Origin of the sequence: Micromonospora pisi (assembly GCF_003633685.1) — a bacterium.
GTDB classification, from domain to species: domain Bacteria; phylum Actinomycetota; class Actinomycetes; order Mycobacteriales; family Micromonosporaceae; genus Micromonospora_G; species Micromonospora_G pisi.
Genome location: NZ_RBKT01000001.1, coordinates 4,653,883 through 4,678,499, shown reverse-complemented (window position 1 = coordinate 4,678,499; position 24,617 = coordinate 4,653,883). Strand labels below are relative to the sequence as shown.

Genomic DNA, 24,617 nt, shown 5'->3' with positions numbered 1-24,617 from the left:
CCTGGCTGGGCGGCGCTACGAGGCCAGGCGCTCGGGCAGGTGCACCGGGGCGGCGAGTTCGTCGACCAGGTCGTTGAGGTCCAGGCCGAGCACCTCCGCGAGGGCGGCCACGGTGAAGAAGGCCGGGGTGACGATCGCCCCACGTTCGATCTTTCGCAACGTGTCCAGGGAGATGCCGGCGCGGAGTGCGACCTCGGCCGCGCTGCGGGTGCCCCGGGCACGTTGCAGCGCCCGGCCCAGCGCGAGCCCTCGCACCCGCTCTTCCTCGGTCAGTGGCGTACGTACCATGGCCCGATACTAATCCTAGTATTAAAATACCAGGCATGGTTGTCCTGAAATCAGAAGCCGAGATCGCGACAATGCGCGAGGCGGGCCGGATCGTCGCCAACACCCTCGCCGCCGTCGCCTCGGCGGCCCGGTCCGGCGTACGCCTGATCGACCTCGACCTGCTCGCCGCCGAACTCATCGCCAGCGGCGGTGCCAAACCGTCGTTCCTGAACTACCACCCCGCCTGGGCCCCGACGCCCTACCCCGGGGTGCTCTGCCTCTCGGTCAACGACGTGGTCGTACACGGCATCCCGGACCGCCGGGTGCTCGCCGACGGCGACCTGCTTTCGATCGACTGCGGCGCGTACATCGACGGTTACCACGGCGACGCGGCGATCACCGTCGCCATCGGCGAGATCGACGACGCCGCCCGGCGCCTCTCCAAGACCACAGACCGGGCGCTCGCCGCCGGCATCGCCGCCGCCCGGGTCGGCGCCAGAATCGGCGACATCTCGTACGCCGTCGAGTCGGTCGCCCGCGCCGCCGGCTACGGCCTGCCGGAGGGGCTCGGCGGACACGGGGTGGGGACCGCCATGCACGAGGCCCCGTCGGTTCCCAACACCGGCGAGGCGAACCGTGGCCTACCGCTACGGGAAGGGCTGGTGATCGCGATCGAACCGATGCTGATCGAAGGTGGCGACAGCCGCTGCCGCACCCTGTCGGACGGTTGGTCGATCGCAACCACCGACGGCAGCCGTGCGGCCCACTTCGAACACACCATCGCGGTCACCGCCGCCGGCCCGGTGGTGCTCACCGCACCCTGACCCGCACCGGCTGGAGCGGTCTCGTCGCAGAGGCCCTCCAGCCGCTGTCGCGATCACCACGCCGAGACGGTCAGCTCTTGTGGAGCTTCCGCATGACCTCGCCGATGGTCGCGGTCATCTCCCGCATCTGGCGGATGCTCTGATCCTGGAGGCGCTCGACCGCACTGTTCAGCGCGTCGAGGTCCGGTACGGGCTCGTCCGTCCGGTTCTGCTCACCCCGCCCGTCAAGGGCCGCGTTCACCGCCGTACGGAACTCGTCGGCCAGGTACTCCGCCCCCTCGCGCAGCACCCGAGGATCGATCTCCACCGCGCCAACCCGTCCGTCCGTCCCCACAGTGACCCGGATCCGGCCGTCGGCCGCCTCGGCGACGTACTCCCCTGGCTCGTCACGCCCCTCCTCGGACGCCCTGCTGATGGTCTCGCGCAGCAGAGCGCGTACGTCCACCAGTTGACGTTCGAACCCGCCCTCGCCAAGCATCGCGCCTCCCCGACAACAACCAGCCCTCAGACTACTGTCCCGAGCAGGTCCCATCCGGTCCCGTCTGCTGTGGATTGTCGTATTCCAGAACCGGAACCCCCGACCACCAGGCCCGACACCGCCCCGGTTCACTCACAACGGCTGCACACCGCCCGTTTGCCGGCGATGGGTTCGGGTAGCCACGCTGCCGCAGGGATGGGAAGGGACACGAGTCTCAGGGGCGGAGAGGACGGACCATGGCCGAACTGTCGTTCTTCGAGAAGGTCGCCGCGCGAGCCGACGTACCAGCGGAAACGGCCCAGTCCCTGACCGAGGCGACCCTGCGTACGCTCACCGAGCGGATCAGCGGCGGGGAGATCGACGACCTGACCAACCGAGTGGCGCACGAGCTACGCCCGTTCCTCAGCAAGGAACGGCAGGCCGACCCGGAGGCGTTCGGGTACGACGAATTCCTCCGCCGGGTAGCCGACCGCGCCTCGGTCGACCCCAGTGCCGCCGAGCGGGGCGTACGAGCCGTCCTGCAGACCATGCACCGGGTCGTCGGACCCAAGGAGTTCGAGGACACGATCGCTCAACTGCCGGCGGAGTTCCGTACGCTCATCCAGCCCGTACCCCGCAAGGGGTGACCGGGCACCCCCCTCCCCCGCACCCGGTCACCACAATGCCGCTGGGAGCAGCACGAACCCCCGCCTCAGGCCGCGCCGAAGCTGACCGGGCCAGCTCAGCCCGCGAAGCGGGCGGGCGTGGCCGTGCCGTGGATACGCCGGGAGTGGTTGGCGTACGCACGCGGACCGAGGCGGGAGAAGACGAACCAGACCGGCGTCGGAACAGCCTCCTTCAACACCTGCACATGCTCGGGCTCCGCCTCGTAGAGTGCCATGCCGAAGGAGAGCGGCAGCTTGCCCTTCGGGAGCTTGCCCATGCTGGCGGCAGCGACCTCGGCCCATTCGGCAGCCGTCAGGTGCTTGTCGATCAGTGACAGGAGGTTGGCTTCCTCCGTGGCCAGGTGCTCCAACAGCGGCGGGATGAGCCGCTCGACGGCCGCCGCGAGCGCGTCGCGCTCGATGGCATCCGCCGTCCGGCGCCACTGGCCGAGCTTCGCGTCCACCTCATCCAGCGGGCCGTGGATCGCTTCGTGCTGACGCTCCATCGTCTCGACCATCGGAGCGATCTCGGTTGCGCCGCGCTCAAGCAGCTTCGGCCAGACCAGATCGTCCTCACCCTTGTGGTGCGTGTTCAGCAAAAAGGTAAGCAGCTCCACATGGTCGGCGACCAACCGTGCGCGCTTGACGTCCCCGTCCGCCACGTTCCGGATCACCTGTGGGGCCGCTCCGAACTCACGCCGGAAGACGGTGTGCACCATATACATGTCACGGCTGTCGGCCATCGGTGTGGCAGCGCTGGGCATGTCTCTTCACTCCAGTGTTCGTTGGTTGACTCGGCACCGCCCGACCGGAAACGAAACCGGCGGCGGTGGGCACGATTCGGACGTGACGAATGCCGTGTCACCGGTAACGTGTGCCGGCGCTGAGAACACCCGGTGTCGCGCGACGCGGGGAGCCTGCCGTGCGGTGCCCCCCGGCACCACCGGGCCGAGCACTCGCGGACAGTGCACGACGACGTTGGCTTCGGCGCAGGAAGCACCCAGGAAGGGCACGCGCGGGACATAACGCCCTCCGGGACACGGGTGTGGCATCGTACTGTTCAACCAAGCCTGATCCGTACCACTTGCAGCCAGCTTGGAATCTGCTAATCGGCCTGCCGGGGTCAGGCGGCGAGCGCGGACTCCGCCTCCGCCAGCCAGTACGGCGCGTCCCACCGGCGGGCCACCTCCGCCGCCAGCGCGAAGTGCCGCGCCGCCTCCTCGGTACGGCCCTGCAGGCGGAACAGCTCGCCGAGCGTCAACGCCACCGGGCGCAACGTGAACGCGGTGCTGGAGAAACCGGCCAACTGTTCCCGGACCGGAAGCAGCTCGTCGATGACGGGCTGCGCCAGGTCCGTGCGGCCCAGCGCCACGACAACCATCGCCCGCACCGTGAAAAGTGCCGACTGAAAGTAATCGGGACGATAGGAGTGAACACCGAACGGCGTGACCCTGGCCTCCTCGACCCGGCCGCTCTCGATGAGCGCCAGCGCCAGCAGGTCGTCGACGATCGGACCGAATATCCCGCGCGCGGCTCGGATCGGCTCCAGGTATTCACCGAGGCGCCGCTGCGTGGTCAGCAGGATCGCGGTGGAGAAGAAGCGGAGGCTGTCGGCGTGTAGTGAGCCCTGTTGTTGCATTTGTTCGGCGGCCTCGTCGTAGCGGCGCTGCGCGGTGGTGAAGTCGCCGGCGATGTGTGCGAGTGCGGCCTGGGTGGCGAGGCCGATCCCGATCGCCTCGTGGAGCCGGTAGGTGCTGACCATCGCTTCCTGCCGGGCGATGCTGGCGCGTAGTTCCTCTGGTTGGTTGAGCGCGGTGGCGCTCTGGCTCAGCGTCTGCTCGGCCAGCCAGTGGTAGGTCACCAGGCCATGCTCGGTGGCGAGATCGCGAAGTTCCCACGCCAGGTCCCGCCGCTGCGGCGCCTCCAGGTCGAACCGCATCGTACGGAGCCGGGCAGCGAGCCCGAGAGCACGCAGTTCGGGGTCGTCGAACCCACGCGAGATGCCCAGCGCCTCCAGCCCCGCCGCCGGGCCACGGGGGTCGTCCTCGCCGTCGAGCTCGTTGGTCAACGCCTCCAGCAGCCGACAACGGTCCACCGGATCCAGGTCGTCCCTGCCCAACAACCTGGTGAGCAACTCGACAATCCGGTGGTCCACCACCCCGTACGCGCGAATCAGCCACGGTGTCGCGACCTTCCACGCGGTGAACGCAGCCACGAGCAACTCGTCCCGACCCGAGTCGGCGGCGATCTCGACCGCCCGGGCACGAGAATCCCGGGCCGCGGCCACCGCCCCGGCACGCGCCTGGGCACGCAACAGACGGCCCAGCAGATCCACCCGCAACGCGTCACGATCCCTGACCACGCCATCGACGGCGTCAACCGCGTTGCCCAGCGTCTCGATCGCCGCGTCGTACGCGTACCGCCGCTGCGCCAACTCAGCCGCACGGACCGCGTAGTCGACAGCGAGCCCGGCGGTGTCAGACGACGCCGCCCGGGCATAGTGGTGAGCCAACGCCGGATAGTCATCAGGACGCAACCGGCGGATACAGGCCGCGACCCGGGCATGCATCCGGGACCGGCGCAGGTGCGACAGGTCGGTGTAGATGGTGTCGCGGACCAGACCATGCACGAACCGCACCCGCCCCGGCGCCGGTTCGACGAGCAACCCCGCGACCAACCCCGCCTCCAACCCGTCCAGAACAGTGCCCTCGTCGGCGTCGGCGGCCTCGACAAGCGTCTCCACATCCGCCTCCCGACCCGCGACAGCGGCCAGACGCAACACCGCCACCGCCGACTCCGGCAACCGGGAAAGACGCCGACGCAACACGTCCCGAACCCCCTCCGGCACCTCCGACGTCGCCACCAACGCACCCTCGGAAGCAAGCAACCGGGCCGACTCCCGCACATAGAACGGATTCCCACCGGTCCGCTCGGCCAACGCCGCAACCGTGTCCGGGTCGACAGCCGTACCGGTGAAGGTGCGGATCAGTTGTTCGACGTCAACCGCCGCGAGCCCATCCAGGTGCACCCGCCGGGGTGACCGGCGGGCAAGCAGGGCCATGCTCTCGGCGAGCCGGTCACGGTTGTCGGCGGGCCGGAACGCCGCGACGAACAGGATCGCCACGTCGGTCAACTCAGCGGCACTGGTCAACAACAACAACGTCTCCGCGTCAGCGGCGTGCAAATCATCGAGAAGGATCGCGACCGGCCTGCGGGCCGCCGCGGCACGCAACCACATCACGACCGCGCGATGCAACCGAAACCGCCCGGCGGCGACATCACCACCGCTTCCAGGATCGGTGTCGTCGAGCAGCGGCGCGAGCGCAGACGCGAGATCCCCCGGCGGCACCTCCTCAGCCAGCTGCCGAAGCACCTCGACCCACGCCCACGCCGGCGGAGCACCCTCAACCTCCGGACACCGCCCAACCGTGACCAACCAACCCTGGCCGGCGAGCTCCCGCCGAAAACGGGAAAGCACACTCGTCTTACCAGCACCCGCCTCCCCGGTCAGCAACACAATCCGCGGCCCCCCGCTGACCGCCTCGGCCGCCGCCTCCCCGAGAACCGCCAGCTCCGCCTCCCGCCCGACGAACAACTCCTCCGGCGAAACCTCCGGCAGCGGGTCCACGGGCGGGACCAGGCTCGGCGGCTCGGTGCCGGCATGCGGTACGAGAGCCCCGGCCGTGGCCGGCGGCGGAAGCAGGTGAAGGCGCTGCCCAAGGATGGCGTTCTCCAGCTCGACCAGCGCCGGTCCCGGATCCAGGCCGAGTTCCTCCACCAGGGTGACGCGCGCCCGACGCAGCGCCGCGAGCGCGTCCCCCTGCCGACCAGTACGCCACAACGCCAACGCCAACAGCCGCCAACTCTCCTCCCGCAACGGCGCCTGCCGCGTCAACACCTCCGCCTCCGGCACCGCCTCCGCCGCACTCCCCGTACGCAACCGCACATCAAGAAGCAACTCCCGAGCCACCAGGCGCAACTCCCCCAGCCGCAGCACCTCCGACTGCGCCCACGGCTCCCCAACGAACTCGGCGTACGCGTCCCCACGCCACAATCCGAGCCCGGCCTCCAGCAGCCGGCGGGCGTGGACCGGGTCGGTGACACTGACCGAACGCGCCTCAGCCAGCAGCCCCTCGAACCGCCAGGCGTCAACGGCGTCCGGGGGCACCCGGATCGCGTACCCGGGCGGTGCGGTCACCAGCAGCCGGCCGGGCGTCCCGCGTTCACGGGACGGCTCCAACAGCCGCCGCAGATTCGAGACGTACGCCTGGAGGGAGGCGATCGCCCGGGGAGGCGCCTCACCCCGCCACAGATCGTCGATCATCCGATCGACGGAAACGACCTCACCACGAGCAGACAGCAGCAGGGCGAGTACGGCACGCTGGCGGGGTCCCCCGAGATCGACCGCATCGCCCCCGTCGACCTCGACCTCGAACGGTCCAAGCACCCGAAGCAGCATGACGCGGGCAATGGTAGCCCTGCCGGCCGATTCCAGGACCGGTTACGGCGATCAGGAGACGGCCTCATCACCCGCGCTTCGTCCCGCGCCCACGATCTCACGCCCGGTTCGCGCGGACATTTGATTCGTTGCGGCAAAGCTGCAGCTTGCGACAACGATGGGCCGCGGGCTGGTGGCGTCACCAGCGAAGGTCGGGGGTACAATTCCGAAAGATGGTACAAAAGGGCCATGAAGTGGCCACGGGACGGACATCTGATACCGGCGATCCGCCGTCCCCCAGGTGAGACCGCACCTCCGTCGTTCCTCGAACTCTTCTTCGATCTCGCCTTCATATTGGTTTTCGCCCAGTTGGCGCACGAACTGGTCCAGAACCTGACCTGGCACGGCGCGTTCGAGATGGTCCTGCTGCTTCTCGCCGCGTGGTGGGTCTGGGTACTGACTGTCTGGCTGACCGACCTGTTCAATCCGCGCCTGCCGAAGATCCAGCTACTCGTAATCCTGATCATGCTCGGCGTCATGGCGATGGCGCTCGTGATGCCGACCGCGTTCGAGGCGCGCGCCCTGTTCTTCGCCGGCGCGTACCTCGCCATCCATGTTGCCCGCGATGGATTCCTTATCCCCGCTACCAGGGTCAACCGAACCGTGCAGGCCAGGAGCATCCGGGTCATCTTCTGGCACGGTCTCACCAGCCCGCTCTGGATCGGCGGGGCGATCGCGCACGGCGACATCCAGTTGGTGCTGTGGGCCGCCGCGCTCGTCATCGAATATGTCTCGGCAACCTATGGATGGCCGACACCGGGCCTCGGCCGCACCGAACTGGCCTCCCGGATCTTCACTGGTCCCCATCTCTACGAGCGGCACCGGCAGATCTTCGTCGTCGCGCTCGGAGAGATGATCCTCAGCGTCGGCCTGCGTGTCGTCGGGGGCCCACTCCCGACCGAAAGTGTCGCCGCGGCGGGGGCCGCGTTCGTCGGAGCACTCCTGGTATTCCAGATTTACATCAACAGGGTAAGGGAACTGATCGCCGGGCCGTCCATCGTGCTCCTGGAACAAATACGTCGAGGAATCCTCATGTCGCACAGCCATCTGGTGATGGTTGCCGGTGTCGTGGTGATGGCGGTCGCCGCCGACCTGGCCGCGCGTGACCCGCTGCAGAAGGAGAACGTGGCGTGGACGGTCTGCATCGCTGCCGGACCCGCACTCTTCCTGTTCGGCAGTTCACTGTTCGATCTGTTGGTCCACCGGTCGTTCCGCCCGCGCCTCATCGGGATGCTTGTGCTGCTCGCCATGACGCCGGCGCTGCATCTGCTTCCGATGTTCGCCGTGCTGATCCTGATCGACGTGGTGCTCGCCGCGACGCTGGTCGTCGAGCTGGCGGTTGCGCACCCCCGGTCGCTCTCTCCAGGTGCCCAAGTCGCTGGCGGACGGGGTTCGTAGAGACGCCGCCGGCGTCCGCTCGTCGTCACTGAGCGCCCGTGTCAGGTCAGGAATCGGTCGACGACGAGGATTCAGAGACGTAGCTGTGGGGGCGCGGGCGGTCTCGGTCGTCTTCCGTAAGTGATCATGTTCGCCACCGCGATGCCGAGCAGGATGAGCGGGATGAGCGCCATGATCGTGAGTTGCGGGAGGACGGGGAAGGTGGGCACGAGCAGGCCGATCAGGATGATCCCGATGGGACGGTTCCACGACACTCTGCCGAACACGGTGTAGGCGAGCACACTGCGGCCGACCAGGAACAGTGCCGGGCCGCTGAGCATGATCGCGCCCCAGCTCGGGTCGGCCGGGCGCAACGGGTGGTCGATCACGAGTGCGGTGCCGGCCGCGGTGAGGATGAGGCCAGCGACCATGACGAGATGGCCCACCGCCGCGAACTGGCAGAACCTGGATGGATTGGTGGAAGCGACGATGGCATCGGGCAGGATTTCACCGGCACGGTAGATGTAGATCCGCCACATCAGCACCACTGTGGCGAACGCCACCCCGAAGGCGGCGATCCGATGGGACGTGTAGTTGTCGGGGCTGAGCGTCAGCCCGGCTGTGAAAATCGACACCCCGAGCGCGATGATCAGAAGCTGGCGGTAGCGTTCGGCGACGCGCTCACCGACGAGTTTCCACTCCCACCCTACGGAGTGGCCGAGTTTCGGCGTGGGCCAGCCGAGCACGGCCGCCGTGTACTCGATCAATATCGCCAGTCCCCACAGCGCCGTGCGCGGGGTGCCGGGAACGAACGCGCCGGCGAGCCAGGCCACCCCGGAGATGCCGACCCAGAAGAGGATCCGACGGTTACGGATCCGTAGTACCTGTTGGCGACCGGTGATCACGAGATACGTGGCTGACCCGAGCTGGATCGCGAGATACGCGATCGCGAAGAGCAGCCCTCGTCCGTCGAACGCCTCCGGGACCGCGACCGACATCACCAGGCTGCCCGTCATCACCCAGAAGACCTGCACCTGACCACGCGGGCGACTCAGATCGAAGGTGTCCGCTGCCCATGAGGTCAGCGCCCACACCAGTGAGAACGCCAGGAACAGGATCAGCGTTCGCGCGACGGCTAACCAGGACAGTGTCGCGGACAGATCCGCCGCGAGCACGATCAACGCGAGGACGAACACCAGGTCGAAGAAGAGTTCGAGAAACGCCGGGCGATGTTCTCCCGTCGCTTCCCGAACCACGCCGACGTCATCAGCCATCGGAGACTCATTCTGCCGGAATCATCCCACTATGGTAGTGGTATCGCCGCTCCTGGGGGCCTCAACGAACGCGAATCGATCGGTAACCGGCCGACGCTGGACCAGCGCCGACGCAGCCGGTAGCAGCAACAGCACCCGACCCACCAACGCGGGTCATCCCGGACCCCGCCGAACCGTAGATCACACGTCGGTCACACAGCCGTCCATACCAGACATGAAAAAACTCTGACCTGACAGAAACGCCAGGTCAGAGCCATGATCAACGTGGGCCGCCTGGGACTCGAACCCAGAACCCGCTGATTAAAAGTCAGCTGCTCTGCCTATTGAGCTAACAGCCCGCTGGGAGCAAAGACTACCGGATAGCCCTCTGATTACGCCGGGCCGGCCGGCGGAGCAGGGCGTACGGATATCCGACCGACATGACGTCCGAAGACGCCCCCCGGGGCGACCCGCCGGCCCTGCTCCGTCCGACCCGTCTCAGGCCCGCATGACGGTGGCGATCGGAATCCGGGCCGCCCGTACCGCCGGGATGAGACCGCCGAGCACACCGGCGACCAGACCGGCGATCACCCCCGCCACCCCCGCCTCCCAGGGAAAGACGAGATCCTGGAGGAACTGCTGCTGCCCACCGAAGATCGCGCTGGCCGCGCTCACCCCGGCGGCACAGAGCCCGATCGCGAGGGCGGCGGTGAAGAGCCCGGTGAGCAGTGTCTCCGCCAGTACGATTCCGGCCAGCAGCGAACGTGGGGTGCCGACCGCCCGACGCAGCGCGAACTCCTCCACCCGCTCGCCGACCGTGGCGAGTCCGACGTTCAGGATTCCGGCGACCCCGATCAACAGGACCAGCCCGGCCATGCCGAGAAAGATCCAGCGGAACAGTGCCAGTTCCTTGGCGATCCGCTCGCGCGCGTTGATCGTCTCGAAGTGGATCTGCTCGGCGGGGACCCCGGCAGCGACCATCCGTACCCGTAGCAACTGCTCCGCGTCGAGCGCGGTCGGTGCCAACATGACCTGGAGGCCGGGTCCGTAGTTGCCGCCGCCGGTCAGCGTCGGCAACCAGTTCCCCATCTCGTCGGCCCGGGCGTACGCGGTCGGCTGCTGGTTGCCGTCGTCCACCACCCCGATGATCCGTGGGGTCGGATTGGCTGTCGCTCCGACGACCCGCATCTCCGCCGGCACCTGGTAGCGCGCGAAACCCTTCGCCGCCTCCTCGTTGATGACCAGTCCGGGAGCGAGCGACGGCGTCGACGAGAAGTCCAGCCAGTCACCGGCGACGGACCGGAACGGCTTGAACTGGCGCACGTCACCGGTCAGGGCGAGCAGACTCAGCTCGATCGCGGCACCGGGAACCGCCGCCTCCACGCCGGCAGCGTCGAGCCCTACGGAGTAGCAGTTCCCGCTCATGTCGCAGGTGGTCCGGTAGTTGCCGAACATGCCGGGTTGGTCGAACGGGGCCGCACCGGGGTTGACCGGGGTGACGTCCGGCTCCCCGATGATCGCCTGCAGGTTGAGGATCGCGGTCGCGTCCGGTCGCCCGGCCAGCGTCTCCTGGCTGATCCGGACGCTGTTGGCGTCACCCGACAGGAACCCCTGCCGGGTGCCGTCCTTACCCACCTGCAGTTCCAGGTTGGCAAGTTGGGCTCGCTCGGCGAGTTCGGCGCCGAGTTGTACGACGACCACGGCCAGCACCCCGAGGAAGAGGCTGACCATCGACAGCAGCGTGCGGGTCTTACGCGCCCGGATGCCCTGGCCACCAATGATCAGAGCGGAGCGGAACCGCCCGGAGAGACGGATCACCGGACCACCGTCCCCGCCTCGGCCGGCGACAACCCGTCGACCACCGTCGGCAAGGCGGCGGTGGTGGCCGAGGCGGCGGCGGTGCCTGCGCCGACGACCGGGTGGAGCAGTCCGTCGTGCAGGCGTACCACCCGCTGCATCTTGTTGGCGTGGTCCTGGTCGTGGGTGACCAGGATCAGCCCGCAGCCCCGGTCGGTCGCGGCCCGCATCACCTCGATCACCAGGTTGCCGGTCTCGGTGTCGAGGGCACCGGTCGGCTCGTCCGCCAGCAGGAGGCGGGGATCGCGTACCAGCGCCCGCGCCACCGCGACCCGCTGCTGCTCACCGCCGGAAAGGCGAGCCGGCCGGTGCTTGGCCAGGTGGGCGATGCCGACCTGGTCGAGCGCCGCGAGGGTCTTCGCCCGGCGCTTGCGTCGCGACGTCCAGCCCTGACCGTTGACCAGGGCCATCGCCACGTTCTGGGCGGCGGTCAGGTGTTTGAGCAGGAAAAACCGTTGGAACACGAAGCCGAACTCGGCGCTGCGCAGGGCAGCCGCCTTACGCTCGGGAAGCTTCGTGATGTCGCGGCCACCCAGCAGGTACTGGCCACCGTCGGCCCGGTCGAAGAGCCCGATCAGGCTCAACAGGGTGCTCTTGCCGGAGCCGGAACGGCCGAGGATCGCCACGCTCTCGCCCCGGTCGACGCTGAGGTCGGCACCGGTGAGGATCGGCCGGGGGGCCTGCTGCCCCTTGAGCGTCTTGGTGAGGCCGTGCAACTCCAGCAGGGCGGTCATTTCACACCCATCGGTGCGTTGGGGTCACCCTCGGCCGGCTTCGCGGCGGGGATGTCCGGGCCGGGTACGGCAATCGTCTCCGTACCGGTGAGGCCCGACTTGATCTCCACGACCTTGCCGTCACTGAGCCCCAGCACCACGTCCCTGGTCTCCCGCACCCCCTGCGGGTTGACCACGTCCACCTTGCCCTTGCCCTGCGCACCGGCGACCGACTCGACCGGCAGCACCAGCACGTTCGCGGCGCGCGCGGTCACCACCTCCAGAGTGGCGCTGGCACCGTTGATCAGTCTCACGTCGGCCGGGGCGGTGCAGACCAGACGTAGCCCGGTCGCCTCCGACGGCTCGGTCTGGTTCCGCTCCGGCGGGGCCACCGGCGCCGGCGGGGCGGAGGGCGCTCCGGACGGCGGCGCGGCGGGCGGCGGGGCCGGCGGGTCCGGGATCGTACCGGCGGGCAGCGCCGCGATCGTGCCGAGCACGTCGCAGGGGAACGGCCCCGGTCCGTTCTTGATCTGGGCCTGGACGGTCGCGAGCCCGTCGGCGATCTGGTACGCCTGGGCACCGTCCAGGTCAGCGACCAGCCCGTAGCCGATCATCTTCGCCGAGACGACCGGCATCCCGGCGGTGACCGTCGAACGGTCGTCGGCCAGGCGGCCGCTGAACACCGCGCCGGCCGGCACGTCGATCCGGTGTGCCTTGCCGGAGACCCAGACACTCGCCACCCGGGTCGGCTTGGTCGGGGTGCTCTGCGGCGCCTTGACGTCGAGATAGCGCACCTGCCCCTTGACCGGCGACACCAGCCCGAACACCGGATTCACGGTCACCTTGCCGGCGAGGCTGACCTTGTTCGTCAGATCCTGGCGGGTGGGCTGCACCGTGGTCATCGTCGTACCCCGGGACGCGAGTCCGGGAACCTCCGCTTCCGGCCCGGACTCGGTGCACCCGGCGACGGCGCCCACCGCCAGGGCGAGAACGCACGAACGGAGTAGGAATTGCCTTCGCACCGGTGCCCCCAACTCGATTGCTTAAGGCGTACATCCGTACAAGACGCGGGGTATTGGTGACCCGCACAGGAAGGCGACCGTCGCGTCGACGATCGAAACCTGGCAAAGACTACCGTCAGGGGCGCGTTTTCGATGTCCTATGACGCCCGCCGAGCTCCACTTTGCCGTCCGCCGATCGCGTCGGCGAGTAGAAGCCCACCAGCGGTGACGGTGAACAACACGGGCGGCAACGGTCCCGCCCAGGGGAGGAATTCCGTTACCAACGCGGCGATTCCCGCGCCGATCAGAACGCCGACGAGTGCGAGTGCCTGCACGCCGTCGAATTGTCGTCGCCAGTTGGGAGTGCCGATCGCACTGACGATCCGGGTGAGTGAACCGGTGAGATAGGTGGTGGAGAGATTGGCGCGACCAAGTGCCCGTACGGCAACGCTCTGCACCCCCATCGCCAGGCCGGCGAGCGCGATCAGCGGAAGCTGTACGTCGCCCCTCGGCGCACCATGGGCCGCCAGCCAACCCACCCAGAAGGCGACGAGCAGGAGCGCCTCGATGACCAGGCAGGTGATCGCCGCCCGGGGACGCCAACGTGGACCGGGCGGGGTCGCGTACCGGGGCAGGGCCGTCAGTCGGGCGCCGGCGAAGACCCCCAGTCCGTAGCACCCGATCGCCGCCACCACCCGTACCAGGGTCGCCACCTCGAGTCCGGTGGCCGACGCACCCAGCACCACGATGTTGCCGGTGACCACGCTGGAGAAGGTCCCGCCGAGGTGGAGCAGGCTGATCGCGTCGGTTCCGCCGGCCGCGAGCGAGAGCAGGACGACGGTGGCGGTGAACGGCCTCGGGTGATCGGATCTCGCGGCAACCGGCAGGTCCGGACCGGTTGGTCTCGCCATGCGCCACCGCCCTCGTCCGAGCCGAGCGGGCCGCTGCCGGCAGCCCGCCGGGCGGCGTGATCGCTGGGAGCATCGTAACCACCGGGCCCGGCCGGGTTTCCGGTTCGACCGAAGCCAACCTCGTAGCGGGCTACTCCCAGGGCCAGGGCAGGTCACGGAAGGCCGCGTCGACCAGCAGTTGTTCCAGCTCGCGCAGGAAACTCTCGGCCTCCTCCGGCGGCAGGTACGCGCTGTCGGCGGTGAGGATGAAGCCGAGCGCCCCGGGCCGGTCGACCACCTCCACCCGGGTACGCCAGGGGAAGTCGTCGAGGTGCTCCAGCCAGGAGAAGGTCGTGCCCGTCATGGCGGCGCGTACCTCGGCTTCACTTGTCGCGCGGCCGAAGAGGTCGAGGTCGGTGGCGAGCCGGATGTCGTTGAAGTAGCAGTGGGGGCTGGTACCGGGAGCGCTCGGGTAACCGGTCGACTCGGGGGTGCGGCGCAGGTCGGACGGGTCGTAGTAGGCGTGCCGGTAGGCGTCGAGCGCGGCTCGCCACACGGTTGGCAACAGGTTGGCGAAGCTGGGCCGGTCGGCCAGGTCGACGACGGCGAGCCCGAGCTGGGCCAGGTTCGCGACCGCCTCGCGGTAACCGTCGAGCGCACGGTTGCTGACCATGGTGTAGAGGCCGACGACCTCGTTGCCGGACCGGCGGGCGAGGACCACGGTGGTCGCCGTGAGCAGCACCGTCGAACTGGTCACCCGGTGCCGGCTGGCCAGCAGCCGGAGCGCGGTGTCGGCCGCCCCCGACTCCAGGAACGCCCGCCGGAACCTCGGTTCGAGCGGCGGTGCCCGCCACGGCAGGGTCTGCTCGGTGAGACGACCGAAGCCGGTGCTCCACCGGGCGACGCAGCGGATGCTGCGGCGCCGGTACCGGGGGTCCTGCTCCCGTCCGGCGACGTCGATCGACTGCGGGCCGACCGGCGCGTCGAGCGTGCCGCGCAGCAACAGCAGGCGCAGGTCGCGGAGCAGGACCTCGACCGCTCCGAAGTCGACCGTGGTGTGGCTGAAGACGACGACGATCTGCCGTACCCGCCCGTCGACCAGGACGAGCGCCACCCGCAGTGGCCACTCCTCGGCGAAGTCGAAGGCGGTGGCGGCGAGGCGGTCCGCGACCGCCCGAGCGGTCGCCGTACCGTCGGCGTCGTCGGCGGCGGCGCGGGCCAGGAGGGTCGGGAGCCGGCCGGCGGCGGCGACCGCCTGGTGCCACCGCCCGTCGGTGACCGGCATTCGGGTACGCAGCGAGCTGTGCCGGCCGACCAGTGCTCCGACCGCACGGCGTACGTCGTCGACCCCGTCCGGGGCACGCCGGGGCACCGGCACCACCCGCCGCATGTTGATCAGGATGCGGTTGGCGGGGTAGCGCTCGACTCCGAACCGCAGTGCCCACTGTCCCCAGGTCAGCGGCGCGGTACGGTCCGGCGTCCCGGCCCGCCGCCGCCCCGTCCCCTCGGCGGCCACGTCCTCGTCGGCGGCCACGTCCACAACGGCGTCGATGTCGGCGTCGGCGAACTCGATGTCGATCCACTCGTCCGCCGGTGGCGGTGGGCCGTGCGTCGGGGACTTCCGCGCGAGCGCCACCTCCTCGTGTACCGACACTCGACCTCCCGCCTCACGGTTCGGCGCGGTCGGCGGAGTGTGGCCGACGGAACCCGCCGGCGAGGCCGTACCGACCCGCGACAAGTATCGGGGTGGCCACCCGCCCGCTGGCACCGGCGAGAAAGTGAACTCGGCGCCCGTTCGGCCGATCCCGGCGTACGGCGATCTCGCCAACGCGGCCCGTGTTAGCTTCCCGGACCATGATCGAGGACGTGTACGTCGGCAACGCCGGGGTGGACGCTCCGGGCGACCGGGGCTGGCTGCTCGGGCACTTCAAGCCGGCCGACGATGTCCGGCACAGTGCGGACGTCGAGATCAAGTGGGGTGTCCACCCGCCCGGCGACGAACGCGCGCAGTGGGTCACCGGGGAGCGGCGTACCGCGTTGCTCATGCTGATCAGCGGACGCTTCCGGGTGGAGTTGCCCGGGCGGAGCGTCCTGCTGTCGAAGCAGGGCGATTACGTGGTCTGGGGTCGGGGCGTGGACCACTCCTGGTACGCCGAGGAGGAGTCGGTGGTGCTGACCGTACGGTGGCCGTCGGTTCCCGGTTACGCCGTCGGGTGATCCTCCGGCCCGAGCCGTCGGTCAGGACACGCCGCCCGGCCCCGGTTGCCGTCCCGAGTTATCCCGGTCGCGGGCAACCAGGCGAGCTGATAGACAGGCGTGATGGCCGACCACCAGTTCGCCGACAACGGGCTCGCCGAGTTGTGCGACCTCTTCCACCCCTGGCAGGAGCAGGACGACCTCGGCTTCTACCTGCCCCTGGTGATGGCGGCGGAGAACGTACTCGACATCGGCTGCGGCACCGGCATGCTGCTGCACCGGGCCCGGTCCAGCGGACACGGCGGCCGGCTCTGCGGACTCGACCCGGCGCACGGAATGCTCGAACAGGCCCGCACCCGGCCGGACATCTCGCGGCGACCGGGCTCGCGGTCGAACGACAGTACGGGGACTGGACCGGAAACCCGGTCACCGCCACCAGCCCGGAGATCATCACCATCGCCCGGCGCTCCTGAACGTCGGCTGCCCTGAGCAGAATCGCCTTTCCCGTACGGACCCCGACTGCCACGCTGTGCCGATGGCAGCCACGCCGACAAGAGCAGCGAGAACGGAACCAGCGCCGGGACCGGGACTGGGCTTCCGAGGCGAGGTCGTCGACTTCTACCACCGGTACCGGCGGGGCTATCCGGAGGCGGTGATCGACGCCCTCGTGGCGGCGTTCGGGCTGACCGGCGACGACACCGTGGTCGACCTCGGCTGTGGCACGGGTCAACTCGCGGCACCGATCGCCCGGCGGGTACGTGCCGTGGTCGGCGTCGACCCGGAGCCGGACATGCTCTCCCGGGCCCGGTCCGCCGCCGACGGCAGGGGCCTCACCAACACCAGCTGGCTGCTCGGTACGGACACCGACCTGCCCGCGCTGGGCGCGCTGCTCGGCGCCGGTTCGGTCGGCGCGGTGACCATCGGGCAGGCACTGCACTGGATGCGTCCGGACGACCTGTTTCCCACCCTCTTTCCGCTGGTACGTCCCAGCGGCGGCGTGGCGGTGGTGACAAACGGATCTCCACTGTGGCTTCAGGACACCACCTGGTCACGGGCGCTGCGCGCGTTCCTGGAACGGTGGTCGGGGAGGCGGCTCGACTACGCCTGCGGCACCGACACCGACAGTCACCAGCGGTACCGGGCCAGTCTGGCCGCCGCTGGCTTCGAGACCCACGAGACGTACGTCGCGTACCAGGCGAGCCTGGACCTGGAACAACTCGTCGGCAGCCTCTACTCGGCCTTCCCCGTCGACCAACTGCCCGCACCGCAGCGGCGACCGGACTTCGCCGACCAGGTCCGCCAGGCACTGATTCCCGAGGACCGGTTCACCGAACAGGTCCGGGTGACCATCCTGACCGGTCGGAAAAGGTAGCCGGTCGGGTCCGGGCGCGCGGCGGGCGGATTGGGCGGGGCTGTGCCGTCGCGGCGGCGCGGCGTGCCACGATGGCGGGTATGACCACCGATACCGGCGCCTTGCGGGAGCTGACCGTCGGCACCGGGGCGGGGCTCGACACCGCCGACATGGTGCTCAACATCGGCCCCCAGCATCCGTCCACGCACGGCGTACTCCGGCTCAAGCTGGTGCTCGACGGCGAGCGGGTGGTGGCCTGCGAGCCGATCGTCGGCTACATGCACCGGGGCGCGGAGAAGCTGTTCGAGGTCCGCGACTACCGGCAGATCATCGTGCTGGCCAACCGGCACGACTGGCTCTCCGCGTTCTCCAACGAGTTGGGCGTCGTGCTGGCGGTGGAGCGGCTGATGGGCATCGAGGTCCCCGAACGGGCGATCTGGCTGCGTACCGCCCTCGCCGAACTGAACCGGGTGCTCAACCACCTGATGTTCCTCGGCTCGTACCCGCTGGAGATCGGCGCGATCACGCCGGTCTTCTACGCCTTCCGGGAACGGGAGACGCTCCAGGCGGTGATGGAGGAAGCTTCCGGCGGCCGGATCCACTACATGTTCAACCGGGTCGGCGGAATCAAGGAGGAGGTGCCGGCCGGCTGGACCGGTCGCGCCCGGGCCGCGATCGGCGAGGTACGCCGCCGGATGCCCGACCTGGACAACCTGATCCGGCGCAACGAGATCTTCCTCGCCCGTACCGTCGGCGTGGGTGTGCTCTCCGCCGAGGACGCGGCCGCCTTCGGTGCCTCCGGGCCGGTGGCCCGCGCCTCCGGCCTGGACCTGGACCTGCGCCGGGACGAGCCCTACCTGGCGTACGGGTCGCTGGACGTACCCGTCGTCACCCGGACCGCCGGGGACTGCCACTCCCGGTTCGAGGTCCTGCTCGACCAGGTGTACGTCTCACTCGACCTGGCCGAACAGTGCCTCGACCAGGTCGACCGGATCAGCGGACCGGTCAACGTACGGCTGCCGAAGGTGGTCAAGGCACCGGAGGGGCACACCTACGCCTGGACCGAGAACCCGCTCGGCATCAACGGCTACTACCTCGTCTCGCGGGGCGAGAAAACCCCGTGGCGGATGAAGCTGCGCACCGCTTCGTACGCGAACGTCCAGGCCCTCGCCACCCTGCTCCCCGGCTGCCTGGTGCCGGACCTGATCGCCGTACTCGGCTCGATGTTCTTCGTCGTCGGCGACATCGACAAGTAGTCCCCGGACGCCATCGGCCCGGCGACGTCACCGGGCCGGGGCGACCATCGGATGAGCGGTTCAGCGCCAGCGGGCTCCACCAGCGCGCGGCGCGTCGTCCTCGGGTGGATAGCCGTACGCCTGGTCCTCGGCCCGGCGGCGCCCGCCCGGAGCCGGTGGCGCACCTGGTGCCTCACCCCGGCCCGCCCGCCACCCACCGTTCGGCTCGGCGCTTCCGGCCGGCAGGGCCGGGACGACCGGCGACCGGTCCCGGCCACGATCCGGCCACGCCCCGGCGCCCGCGTCCGACCAACGGCCGTCGTCCTGGCCCTCGCCCCGACCCGACCAGCGGCCCCCGGCCGGGTCCCCGCCTGCGCCCGACCAGCGGCCCCCGGAAGCGTCGGGCTCGGCCCAGTACACGTCCCCCGCACCGGCTCGCTGCCGATTCCCGGAACCGGCCCACTGCGGGTCTCCCCGACGGTCCCCGTCAGCGGAGGCGCCACGGTGCCGACGGTCACCATCGCCAGAGGCACCTCGGTCCGCGTCACCCCACTGGTCGGCCCGGCGACGCCCTCCACCCTCCGGAGCCGCCGGGCGGTCACCGGCCCAACCCGGCTCGTCCCGCCGGGACCCGTCGCGCCTCGGCTCCTCCCGCCGCATGCTCGCCCAGCGGTCCTCGACCCGCAGTTCGGTGCCGGATTCGTCCGCGCGTACGGCCGCCCGCCGCTCGCCCATCCGAAGCTCGCTGCCCCGCTCGTCGTTGCGTACCGACGCCCACCGGTCGCCCGCCCGGCCGGACCACCGGGACGCGTCCTCGAAACCGGCCCCGTCCGGCTCCGCCGAGACGTACCGCTCGGATCGTGGCGTCTCGCCGCCCGGGTGCGCCCCCGACCAGTCGCCCCGATGCTCGTCGTCCGGGCTGGCCGCCCGGCGTCCCCGGGCCGGCCGGTCGGACCACTCGTCTGCGTCCGCCCCGCCGCCACCTCGGTAGCCCTCGCCCGGCGGATACCGATCGCTGGACGGGTAATCGGCCTCCGGGGCGTAGCCGCCGCCACCGCCGTAGACGTTGCCGTACACATGGCCGGGACCGCTGTCGTCACCCGGCGGCCCGACGATCGTGTGCCGGGTGGTGACCTTCACCGTCTCGGTGTGCCGGACCACGCCGCCACCGAGGTGTGGACGAGGCGGAGCGGCGCCGGTGGCGGGCGGTACCGTGGCACGGCCGCCCCGCTCCCGGCCGCCGTAGCCCGACTCCGGCATGGCGCCGCCGTACCGGCCTCCGCCGTACGGTTCGGCACCGTCGTACTGGCCGCCGTCGTACTGGCTGCCGTCATACTGCTCGGGCCCGCCCTGCTGGGCGCCGTCGTACTGGCCACCCCTGTACGGTTCGGCGCCGTACTGGGCACCGCCGCCGTACTGGCCGGCGCCGTACTGGGCGGGGTACTGCTCGTGGTTCCGGGCGGACCCGCCGTACGCCTCCTGCCGGACCGGCTCACGGTGGTCCGACTCGCGTCGGTTGGGGCCGGGGTAGCCCGTCGCGGAACGGGAACCCGGCGACGGTCCGGTCACCGGCACGGACGGGGGACCGTTCCGGGCGGCGTCCGGCGGTGGCGCGCTCGTCCGGTCCGGAGCGGCCTCGGCGCGAGCGGCACCACGACCTGCCGCCGGGTCCCCGCGACCGGGCCCGGATTCCGTGCCAGCGGCGTCGGCCTGTCGGCGCAACGCCGCCACGTTGTGCTGGACCGCTTGGAGTTGCTCGCCGAGTGCCTGATGGGTGGAGCGGGCGGCGGTGGCGATGTCCTGACGGAGAGTGCCGCGCACCTCCTCAATCCGCTCGAGCAGGGCCTCTTCCAGCTCGGCACCCTCAGTCTCCGAGTTGCCACGCAGGGTGACCGAAAGTCCTATCAGGACAATGGCGAGTACGCCCAGCAACGCGGTGATCCGCAGCAGTCCGTTGCTCTGCCCGAACAGGAGCATGAGCGCAGCTAGCGATGCCAACCCGACGCCCGTCCAGGAGAGGGTCGTCAGGAGTTGCCGACGGCGCGGCGGCTCGGTGTCATCCCCGGCGGGCATGGCACTGCAGCCTACCCACAGTTGCCGAATCCGGGGAGATGGCGCCCGAACGTCTGGCCGGTCACATCCGCACACCCTCCGTAGACGGCCGTGGGGCCGGCATCGCGTCACGATGCCGGCCCCACGGGATACCCGAGGAGGTGGACTCAGCCGGCGGCGAGTTCTCCGTCGGAGGAGAGCACCAGGCCGACGCTGATCGCGCCGGTCGTCAGCGCCGTCTTCGTCTGCGGGCCACCGGCGTCCAGGGAACTGAACGAACCGGCCTTGAAGTCGTAGACCTGGACCAGTCCGGCCTGGCACTTCGGCCGTTGGGGGCACTCCGGCGGGCCACCGAGGATGGTGGCCGACCCGGAGCACTTGGCGGCCAGGTCAGACAGGGTCTTCAGTCCGTGCTGGTCGGCGAAGGCCTGGGTGACCGCGAACGCGTTCTGGTCCTGCGCGCTCGACGCCGTACCGAAGGTGAGGCCGGCCTTCTCACCGAGGCCCTTCAGGTTGGTCACCGTCTGGTTCAGGTCGGAGGAGGCGACCTGGGCGGTGCTGCCCTGATTGATCTTGCCGTTGAGGAACGTGGCCAGGGTGGCGGCGTACTCCGGCACCACCTGGAGCTCACCCTTCTCCAGCGCCGGCTCGTAGAGCTCACGGTTGCCGACCGTCTGGACCTTCACCGTGAACCCGGCGGCGGTCAACGCGATCGAGTAGAGCTCACCCAGCGTCTGGCTCTCGCTGAAGTTGGCCGCGCCGACCGTGATCGGGCCCCCGGCACCCTTGCTGATGCCACTGGTCAGGTTGTTCGCGGAGGCGAACTCCTGGGCCGCCACCTTCGACGACTTCCGGTCGACGTCGACCGCCTTGTTCAGCTGGATCAGCTTCGGCGTGTCGATCGCGGCGGAAACCTTGTCCAGGGCGGCGACCAGCTCCGGCGTGGCGGCCTTCGCGTTGATCGCCGGAATGACGTTGTCCGTGTCCTGCAACTTCTTGTCGTCCTCGAGCACCACCAGCTTCTTGCCCGCCACCGGTGCGCAACCGGCACCGGCCGCCGCGCTCGGCGGCGCCTCGGTGCCCGACGACCCGGATTCACCGCACCCGGCGAGGAATGTGGCCACGGCGAGCGCGCCCACCGCTCCCGCCGCCAGACGTGTACGTGCGCGCATAACGCCCGCCTTCCGTGTCCCGGCGCGGCCCAACGGGGCCGGCCGCGTGTCCGACGGACGATCAGACGTGGCGATCGCCCGCGACCTCCCACCCAACATCGTCGCGTACCGAGCGACAACTCGGGGGCGATGTCGTCACCGGATCGTCACACTGTTAGCTGGCTGGATTAACGGGTAAGCCACGCACCGGAATCGGGCTGATCCGAGGGTCAGCCGTACGGTCCCGCGGCGGGGAAACACCGGCGGGGCACGGCCGTACGGCGTCAGGAGCCGGTGATGGCCGCCGCCGCCCTCCGGTTCGCGCGGCGGGTGCCGCGACGCAGCGGACGCGGCGTGACCGCCCGTTCGACCGTGGCCAGGATCACCTCGACCAGCAGGGCGAGCAACGCCACCAGCAGGCCACCGGCGAGGATCTGCCCGCCGCCGACCCCGATACCGAGCCCGAACCCGGCGCTGATGATCTGTCCGAGACCACCGCCGTTGACGAACGAGGCGAGCGCCGCGGTGGCCACCACCTGGACCGCCGCAGTACGGAACCCGGCGGCGAGGTACGGCACCGCCAGCGGCAGTTCGACCCGCCGCAACAGTTGCCCACCGGAGAGCCCCATCCCCCGGGCGGCGTCCCGCGTCTCCGGGTCGACCTGCCGCACACCGGTGTACGCGTTCGCGAGCAGCGGCGGCACCGCGAAGATCGCCAGCGCCACGATCACCGGCCGCTGGCCGAAGCCGAGAGCGGTCAGCGGCAGGATGGTGAGCAGCGCGAGGGTGGGAATGGCCAGCGTCACGTTCGAGATCAGCAGGACGAGGGCCCCGCCCCGGCCGCTGTGCCCGAGCCAGAGCCCGATCGGCCAGGCGACCAGGCAGCCGAGCGCCACCGCCGCCGCCGAGATGGTCAGGTGCTCGCCGAGCCGGTCCAGGATGCCACCGGGATTGGTCCAGTTCAGCGGATCGTTGAGCCAGCGCACCGCCTGTTCGAACGCGTTCATCGGGTCCTCCCCCGGGCGGTCCACGGCGTCAGTAGCCGGCCGATGCCGGCCAGGATGAGGTCGAGCACCAGCGCCAGGACGACGCAGAGCACGGTGCCGACCATGATCTCGGCTTTGAAGAAGTTGTTCCGGAAGCCGCCGAGGATCAACTGCCCGAGCCCGCCATGGCCGACCAGCACCCCGACCGTGACAAGCGCCACGGTGGAGACCGTCGCCAGGCGTAACCCGGTGAGGATGCCGGGCAGGGCCAACGGCAGGTCGATCCGGATCAGGCGCCCGAGGCGCCCGTACCCCATTCCCTCGGCGGCGTCGCGTACCTCCGCCGGCACCTGGTTGAGCCCGGCGAGCGCGTTCCTGATGATCAGAAGCAGGGCGTAGAGCACCAAACCGACCAGTACGGTGGTGGTCCCGATGCCGAGCAATGGCGCCAGGAACGCGAACAGGGCCAGTGACGGAACCGTGTAGAGCACCCCGGAGAGTGCGAGAATCGGGCCGGCGAGGGCACGGAACCAGTAGGCCACGACCGCAAGGGGTATCGCTATGAGTGCGGCGAGCAACACCGCCTGGGCGGTCAGGCTCGCGTGTTCTCGCAGTGCGCCGAGAATGGTGTCAGAGTTGTCCCGCACGTACTGCCAGGAGAACCACGGATTACCCGGGGCTTCCCGGTAGAGCAGGTGGAAGGACATAGGTGAACGCTACCCCGGAGGACGATTCCGCGGCATCGCACCGAAGCGCGCCGTACGGTGACTCCGGCGACGGTGCCACCCGTGCCGCCGGTACGCCGAGCGCGGCGTCGATCCGGCTGGACGGCGTCCGCAAGCAGTACCCGGACGGGACCGTCGCGGTCAACAAACTGAGCCTGTCGGTGCCGGCCGGCGAACTGGTGGTGCTGATCGGCCCCTCCGGCTGCGGTAAGTCGACCGTACTGCGCATGATCAACCGACTGATCGAGCCGTCGGCCGGGCGGATCCTGCTCGACGACGAGGACGTCACCGAGACCGATCCGGTGCAACTCCGGCGTCGGATCGGCTACGTCATCCAGAACGTCGGACTCTTTCCACACCAGACGGTGCAGGCCAACGTCGGCACCGTACCGCGCCTGCTCGGCTGGTCCCGGTCGCGGATCCGGAGCCGCTCCGACGAACTGCTCGACCTGGTCGGCCTCGACCCGTCCAGGTTCGGCCGGCGTTACCCGCACGAGCTCTCCGGCGGGCAGCGGCAACGGGTGGGCGTGGCCCGCGCGCTCGCCGCCGACCCGGTGGTCCTGCTGATGGACGAGCCGTTCTCGGCCGTCGACCCGATCGCCCGCGCCCGACTCCAGGAGGAGTTCCTCCGGTTGCAGGAGGAGGTACGCAAGACGATCGTGCTGGTCACCCACGACCTGGACGAGGCGGTACGGCTCGGCGACCGGATCGCCATCCTGTCCCAGGGCGGGCGGCTGGAGCAGTACGACAGTCCCGCCACCCTGCTCGGCGAACCGGCGTCGTCCTTCGTCCGGGAGTTCGTCGGCGCGGACCGGGGAATCCGTCGACTCGCCGTCACCCCGATCACCCGGGACCTGCTCAACCCCCTCCCCACCACGCCGTTGCCGGGTTCGCTGCCCCGGGTGGCACTCGGCTCGTCGCTCTACGACGCGCTCGCCACCCTGCTGACCACGAACGCGGACGAGACGTGGGTGACCGAGGGCAGTGAGCCGGTCGGCCTGCTCAGCCGCCACCGCATCCTGAGCATCGACTACCCCGCCGACCCGGTCGGCTGAAGACGACGCCACGCCCCGGGCCGGTGAGGTGTTCGGCCCGGGGCATGGCCTGCGGTCAACGCTC

At 70.0% G+C, this 24,617-nt stretch carries 22 protein-coding genes and 1 tRNA gene; 8 read left to right on the top strand and 15 right to left on the bottom strand.

Features of this window, described 5'->3' with window-relative positions; translation table 11 throughout:
• Positions 1–15 precede the first annotated feature (15 nt).
• The gene (locus BDK92_RS19845; RefSeq protein WP_121158052.1) at positions 16–288 is read right to left on the bottom strand and encodes a helix-turn-helix domain-containing protein; all 273 of its coding nucleotides are present in this window, start codon (positions 286–288) and stop codon (positions 16–18) included.
• Between the two features lie 35 nt (positions 289–323).
• Here BDK92_RS19845 and map point away from each other — a divergent pair, with 35 nt between their 5' ends.
• Positions 324–1,091, top strand: coding sequence for a type I methionyl aminopeptidase (gene map / locus BDK92_RS19840; protein ID WP_121158051.1), 768 nt, complete (start codon positions 324–326; stop codon positions 1,089–1,091).
• Positions 1,092–1,161: 70 nt separating this feature from the next.
• Here map and BDK92_RS19835 read toward each other — a convergent pair whose 3' ends face one another.
• Positions 1,162–1,569 carry a YbaB/EbfC family nucleoid-associated protein gene (locus BDK92_RS19835; protein ID WP_170208623.1) on the bottom strand — a complete coding sequence of 136 codons (408 nt, stop codon included), beginning with the start codon at positions 1,567–1,569 and terminating at the stop codon, positions 1,162–1,164.
• 236 nt (positions 1,570–1,805) lie between these two features.
• Here BDK92_RS19835 and BDK92_RS19830 point away from each other — a divergent pair, with 236 nt between their 5' ends.
• Entirely contained in the window at positions 1,806–2,195 is a 390-nt protein-coding gene (locus tag BDK92_RS19830) for a DUF2267 domain-containing protein (protein ID WP_121158049.1), read from the top strand.
• Positions 2,196–2,290: 95 nt separating this feature from the next.
• On the opposite strand, the gene BDK92_RS19825 is transcribed toward BDK92_RS19830, so the two are convergent.
• Positions 2,291–2,977 carry a hemerythrin domain-containing protein gene (locus BDK92_RS19825; protein WP_121158048.1) on the bottom strand — a complete coding sequence of 229 codons (687 nt, stop codon included), beginning with the start codon at positions 2,975–2,977 and terminating at the stop codon, positions 2,291–2,293.
• 359 nt (positions 2,978–3,336) lie between these two features.
• Entirely contained in the window at positions 3,337–6,660 is a 3,324-nt protein-coding gene (locus BDK92_RS19820) for an ATP-binding protein (protein WP_121162403.1), read from the bottom strand.
• Positions 6,661–6,900: 240 nt separating this feature from the next.
• Here BDK92_RS19820 and BDK92_RS19815 point away from each other — a divergent pair, with 240 nt between their 5' ends.
• Positions 6,901–8,109, top strand: coding sequence for a low temperature requirement protein A (locus BDK92_RS19815; RefSeq protein ID WP_121158047.1), 1,209 nt, complete (start codon positions 6,901–6,903; stop codon positions 8,107–8,109).
• Positions 8,110–8,180: 71 nt separating this feature from the next.
• On the opposite strand, the gene BDK92_RS19810 is transcribed toward BDK92_RS19815, so the two are convergent.
• The 7 genes from BDK92_RS19810 to BDK92_RS19780 form a co-directional block, all read right to left on the bottom strand.
• The gene (locus tag BDK92_RS19810; protein WP_121158046.1) at positions 8,181–9,362 is read right to left on the bottom strand and encodes a low temperature requirement protein A; all 1,182 of its coding nucleotides are present in this window, start codon (positions 9,360–9,362) and stop codon (positions 8,181–8,183) included.
• A 265-nt stretch (positions 9,363–9,627) separates the two neighbouring features.
• A tRNA-Lys gene (locus tag BDK92_RS19805) sits at positions 9,628–9,700 on the bottom strand.
• 139 nt (positions 9,701–9,839) lie between these two features.
• Positions 9,840–11,159 carry an ABC transporter permease gene (locus BDK92_RS19800; RefSeq protein ID WP_121158045.1) on the bottom strand — a complete coding sequence of 440 codons (1,320 nt, stop codon included), beginning with the start codon at positions 11,157–11,159 and terminating at the stop codon, positions 9,840–9,842.
• Positions 11,156–11,932: an ABC transporter ATP-binding protein gene (locus BDK92_RS19795; RefSeq protein WP_121158044.1), complete on the bottom strand. Its 777-nt coding sequence runs from the start codon at positions 11,930–11,932 to the stop codon at positions 11,156–11,158. Before BDK92_RS19795 ends, BDK92_RS19800 begins: the two co-directional genes overlap by 4 nt.
• Positions 11,929–12,813 (bottom strand): efflux RND transporter periplasmic adaptor subunit, encoded by an 885-nt coding sequence (locus BDK92_RS19790; protein WP_246017135.1) that lies wholly within the window; start codon positions 12,811–12,813, stop codon positions 11,929–11,931. Before BDK92_RS19790 ends, BDK92_RS19795 begins: the two co-directional genes overlap by 4 nt.
• A gap of 257 nt (positions 12,814–13,070) precedes the next feature.
• Entirely contained in the window at positions 13,071–13,823 is a 753-nt protein-coding gene (locus BDK92_RS19785) for a YoaK family protein (protein WP_121158042.1), read from the bottom strand.
• A gap of 130 nt (positions 13,824–13,953) precedes the next feature.
• Positions 13,954–15,456 carry a condensation domain-containing protein gene (locus BDK92_RS19780; RefSeq protein ID WP_121158041.1) on the bottom strand — a complete coding sequence of 501 codons (1,503 nt, stop codon included), beginning with the start codon at positions 15,454–15,456 and terminating at the stop codon, positions 13,954–13,956.
• Between the two features lie 200 nt (positions 15,457–15,656).
• Here BDK92_RS19780 and BDK92_RS19775 point away from each other — a divergent pair, with 200 nt between their 5' ends.
• The 4 genes from BDK92_RS19775 (at position 15,657) to BDK92_RS19760 (ending at position 18,605) form a co-directional block, all read left to right on the top strand.
• Entirely contained in the window at positions 15,657–16,019 is a 363-nt protein-coding gene (locus tag BDK92_RS19775; protein ID WP_121158040.1) for a cupin domain-containing protein, read from the top strand.
• 102 nt (positions 16,020–16,121) lie between these two features.
• Complete coding sequence (locus BDK92_RS19770) at positions 16,122–16,487, top strand: class I SAM-dependent methyltransferase (RefSeq protein WP_121158039.1); 366 nt, start codon at positions 16,122–16,124, stop codon at positions 16,485–16,487.
• Positions 16,488–16,533: 46 nt separating this feature from the next.
• Complete coding sequence (locus tag BDK92_RS19765) at positions 16,534–17,370, top strand: class I SAM-dependent methyltransferase (protein WP_121158038.1); 837 nt, start codon at positions 16,534–16,536, stop codon at positions 17,368–17,370.
• Positions 17,371–17,441: 71 nt separating this feature from the next.
• Positions 17,442–18,605, top strand: a complete 1,164-nt coding sequence (locus BDK92_RS19760; RefSeq protein ID WP_211349293.1) for an NADH-quinone oxidoreductase subunit D — start codon at positions 17,442–17,444, stop codon at positions 18,603–18,605.
• 60 nt (positions 18,606–18,665) lie between these two features.
• On the opposite strand, the gene BDK92_RS19755 is transcribed toward BDK92_RS19760, so the two are convergent.
• The 4 genes from BDK92_RS19755 to BDK92_RS19740 all read right to left on the bottom strand — a co-directional run bounded on the left by BDK92_RS19755 (position 18,666) and on the right by BDK92_RS19740 (position 23,480).
• Positions 18,666–20,657, bottom strand: a complete 1,992-nt coding sequence (locus BDK92_RS19755) for a hypothetical protein (RefSeq protein ID WP_147457058.1) — start codon at positions 20,655–20,657, stop codon at positions 18,666–18,668.
• 146 nt (positions 20,658–20,803) lie between these two features.
• On the bottom strand, positions 20,804–21,808 hold the full coding sequence (locus tag BDK92_RS19750; RefSeq protein WP_121158035.1) for a glycine betaine ABC transporter substrate-binding protein: 1,005 nt from the start codon (positions 21,806–21,808) through the stop codon (positions 20,804–20,806).
• A 263-nt stretch (positions 21,809–22,071) separates the two neighbouring features.
• Positions 22,072–22,794, bottom strand: coding sequence for an ABC transporter permease (locus tag BDK92_RS19745; RefSeq protein WP_121162402.1), 723 nt, complete (start codon positions 22,792–22,794; stop codon positions 22,072–22,074).
• Positions 22,791–23,480: an ABC transporter permease gene (locus BDK92_RS19740; RefSeq protein ID WP_121158034.1), complete on the bottom strand. Its 690-nt coding sequence runs from the start codon at positions 23,478–23,480 to the stop codon at positions 22,791–22,793. The genes BDK92_RS19745 and BDK92_RS19740 overlap by 4 nt, the downstream gene beginning before the upstream one ends.
• Before the next feature lie 110 nt (positions 23,481–23,590).
• Between BDK92_RS19740 and BDK92_RS19735 the strand changes: the two genes are divergently transcribed.
• The gene (locus BDK92_RS19735; RefSeq protein WP_246017545.1) at positions 23,591–24,553 is read left to right on the top strand and encodes an ABC transporter ATP-binding protein; all 963 of its coding nucleotides are present in this window, start codon (positions 23,591–23,593) and stop codon (positions 24,551–24,553) included.
• Positions 24,554–24,617: the final 64 nt, after the last annotated feature.

Coding starts and splice junctions, on each gene's coding strand:
- BDK92_RS19845 (WP_121158052.1), bottom strand. CDS start 288: ATGGTACGTACGCCACTGACCGAGGAAGAGCGGGTGCGAGGGCTCGCG.
- map (WP_121158051.1), top strand. CDS start 324: ATGGTTGTCCTGAAATCAGAAGCCGAGATCGCGACAATGCGCGAGGCG.
- BDK92_RS19835 (WP_170208623.1), bottom strand. CDS start 1,569: ATGCTTGGCGAGGGCGGGTTCGAACGTCAACTGGTGGACGTACGCGCT.
- BDK92_RS19830 (WP_121158049.1), top strand. CDS start 1,806: ATGGCCGAACTGTCGTTCTTCGAGAAGGTCGCCGCGCGAGCCGACGTA.
- BDK92_RS19825 (WP_121158048.1), bottom strand. CDS start 2,977: ATGCCCAGCGCTGCCACACCGATGGCCGACAGCCGTGACATGTATATG.
- BDK92_RS19815 (WP_121158047.1), top strand. CDS start 6,901: ATGAAGTGGCCACGGGACGGACATCTGATACCGGCGATCCGCCGTCCC.
- BDK92_RS19810 (WP_121158046.1), bottom strand. CDS start 9,362: ATGGCTGATGACGTCGGCGTGGTTCGGGAAGCGACGGGAGAACATCGC.
- BDK92_RS19795 (WP_121158044.1), bottom strand. CDS start 11,932: ATGACCGCCCTGCTGGAGTTGCACGGCCTCACCAAGACGCTCAAGGGG.
- BDK92_RS19790 (WP_246017135.1), bottom strand. CDS start 12,813: ATGACCACGGTGCAGCCCACCCGCCAGGATCTGACGAACAAGGTCAGC.
- BDK92_RS19785 (WP_121158042.1), bottom strand. CDS start 13,823: ATGGCGAGACCAACCGGTCCGGACCTGCCGGTTGCCGCGAGATCCGAT.
- BDK92_RS19775 (WP_121158040.1), top strand. CDS start 15,657: ATGATCGAGGACGTGTACGTCGGCAACGCCGGGGTGGACGCTCCGGGC.
- BDK92_RS19770 (WP_121158039.1), top strand. CDS start 16,122: ATGGCCGACCACCAGTTCGCCGACAACGGGCTCGCCGAGTTGTGCGAC.
- BDK92_RS19765 (WP_121158038.1), top strand. CDS start 16,534: ATGGCAGCCACGCCGACAAGAGCAGCGAGAACGGAACCAGCGCCGGGA.
- BDK92_RS19760 (WP_211349293.1), top strand. CDS start 17,442: ATGGCGGGTATGACCACCGATACCGGCGCCTTGCGGGAGCTGACCGTC.
- BDK92_RS19755 (WP_147457058.1), bottom strand. CDS start 20,657: ATGCCCGCCGGGGATGACACCGAGCCGCCGCGCCGTCGGCAACTCCTG.
- BDK92_RS19750 (WP_121158035.1), bottom strand. CDS start 21,808: ATGCGCGCACGTACACGTCTGGCGGCGGGAGCGGTGGGCGCGCTCGCC.
- BDK92_RS19745 (WP_121162402.1), bottom strand. CDS start 22,794: ATGAACGCGTTCGAACAGGCGGTGCGCTGGCTCAACGATCCGCTGAAC.
- BDK92_RS19740 (WP_121158034.1), bottom strand. CDS start 23,480: ATGTCCTTCCACCTGCTCTACCGGGAAGCCCCGGGTAATCCGTGGTTC.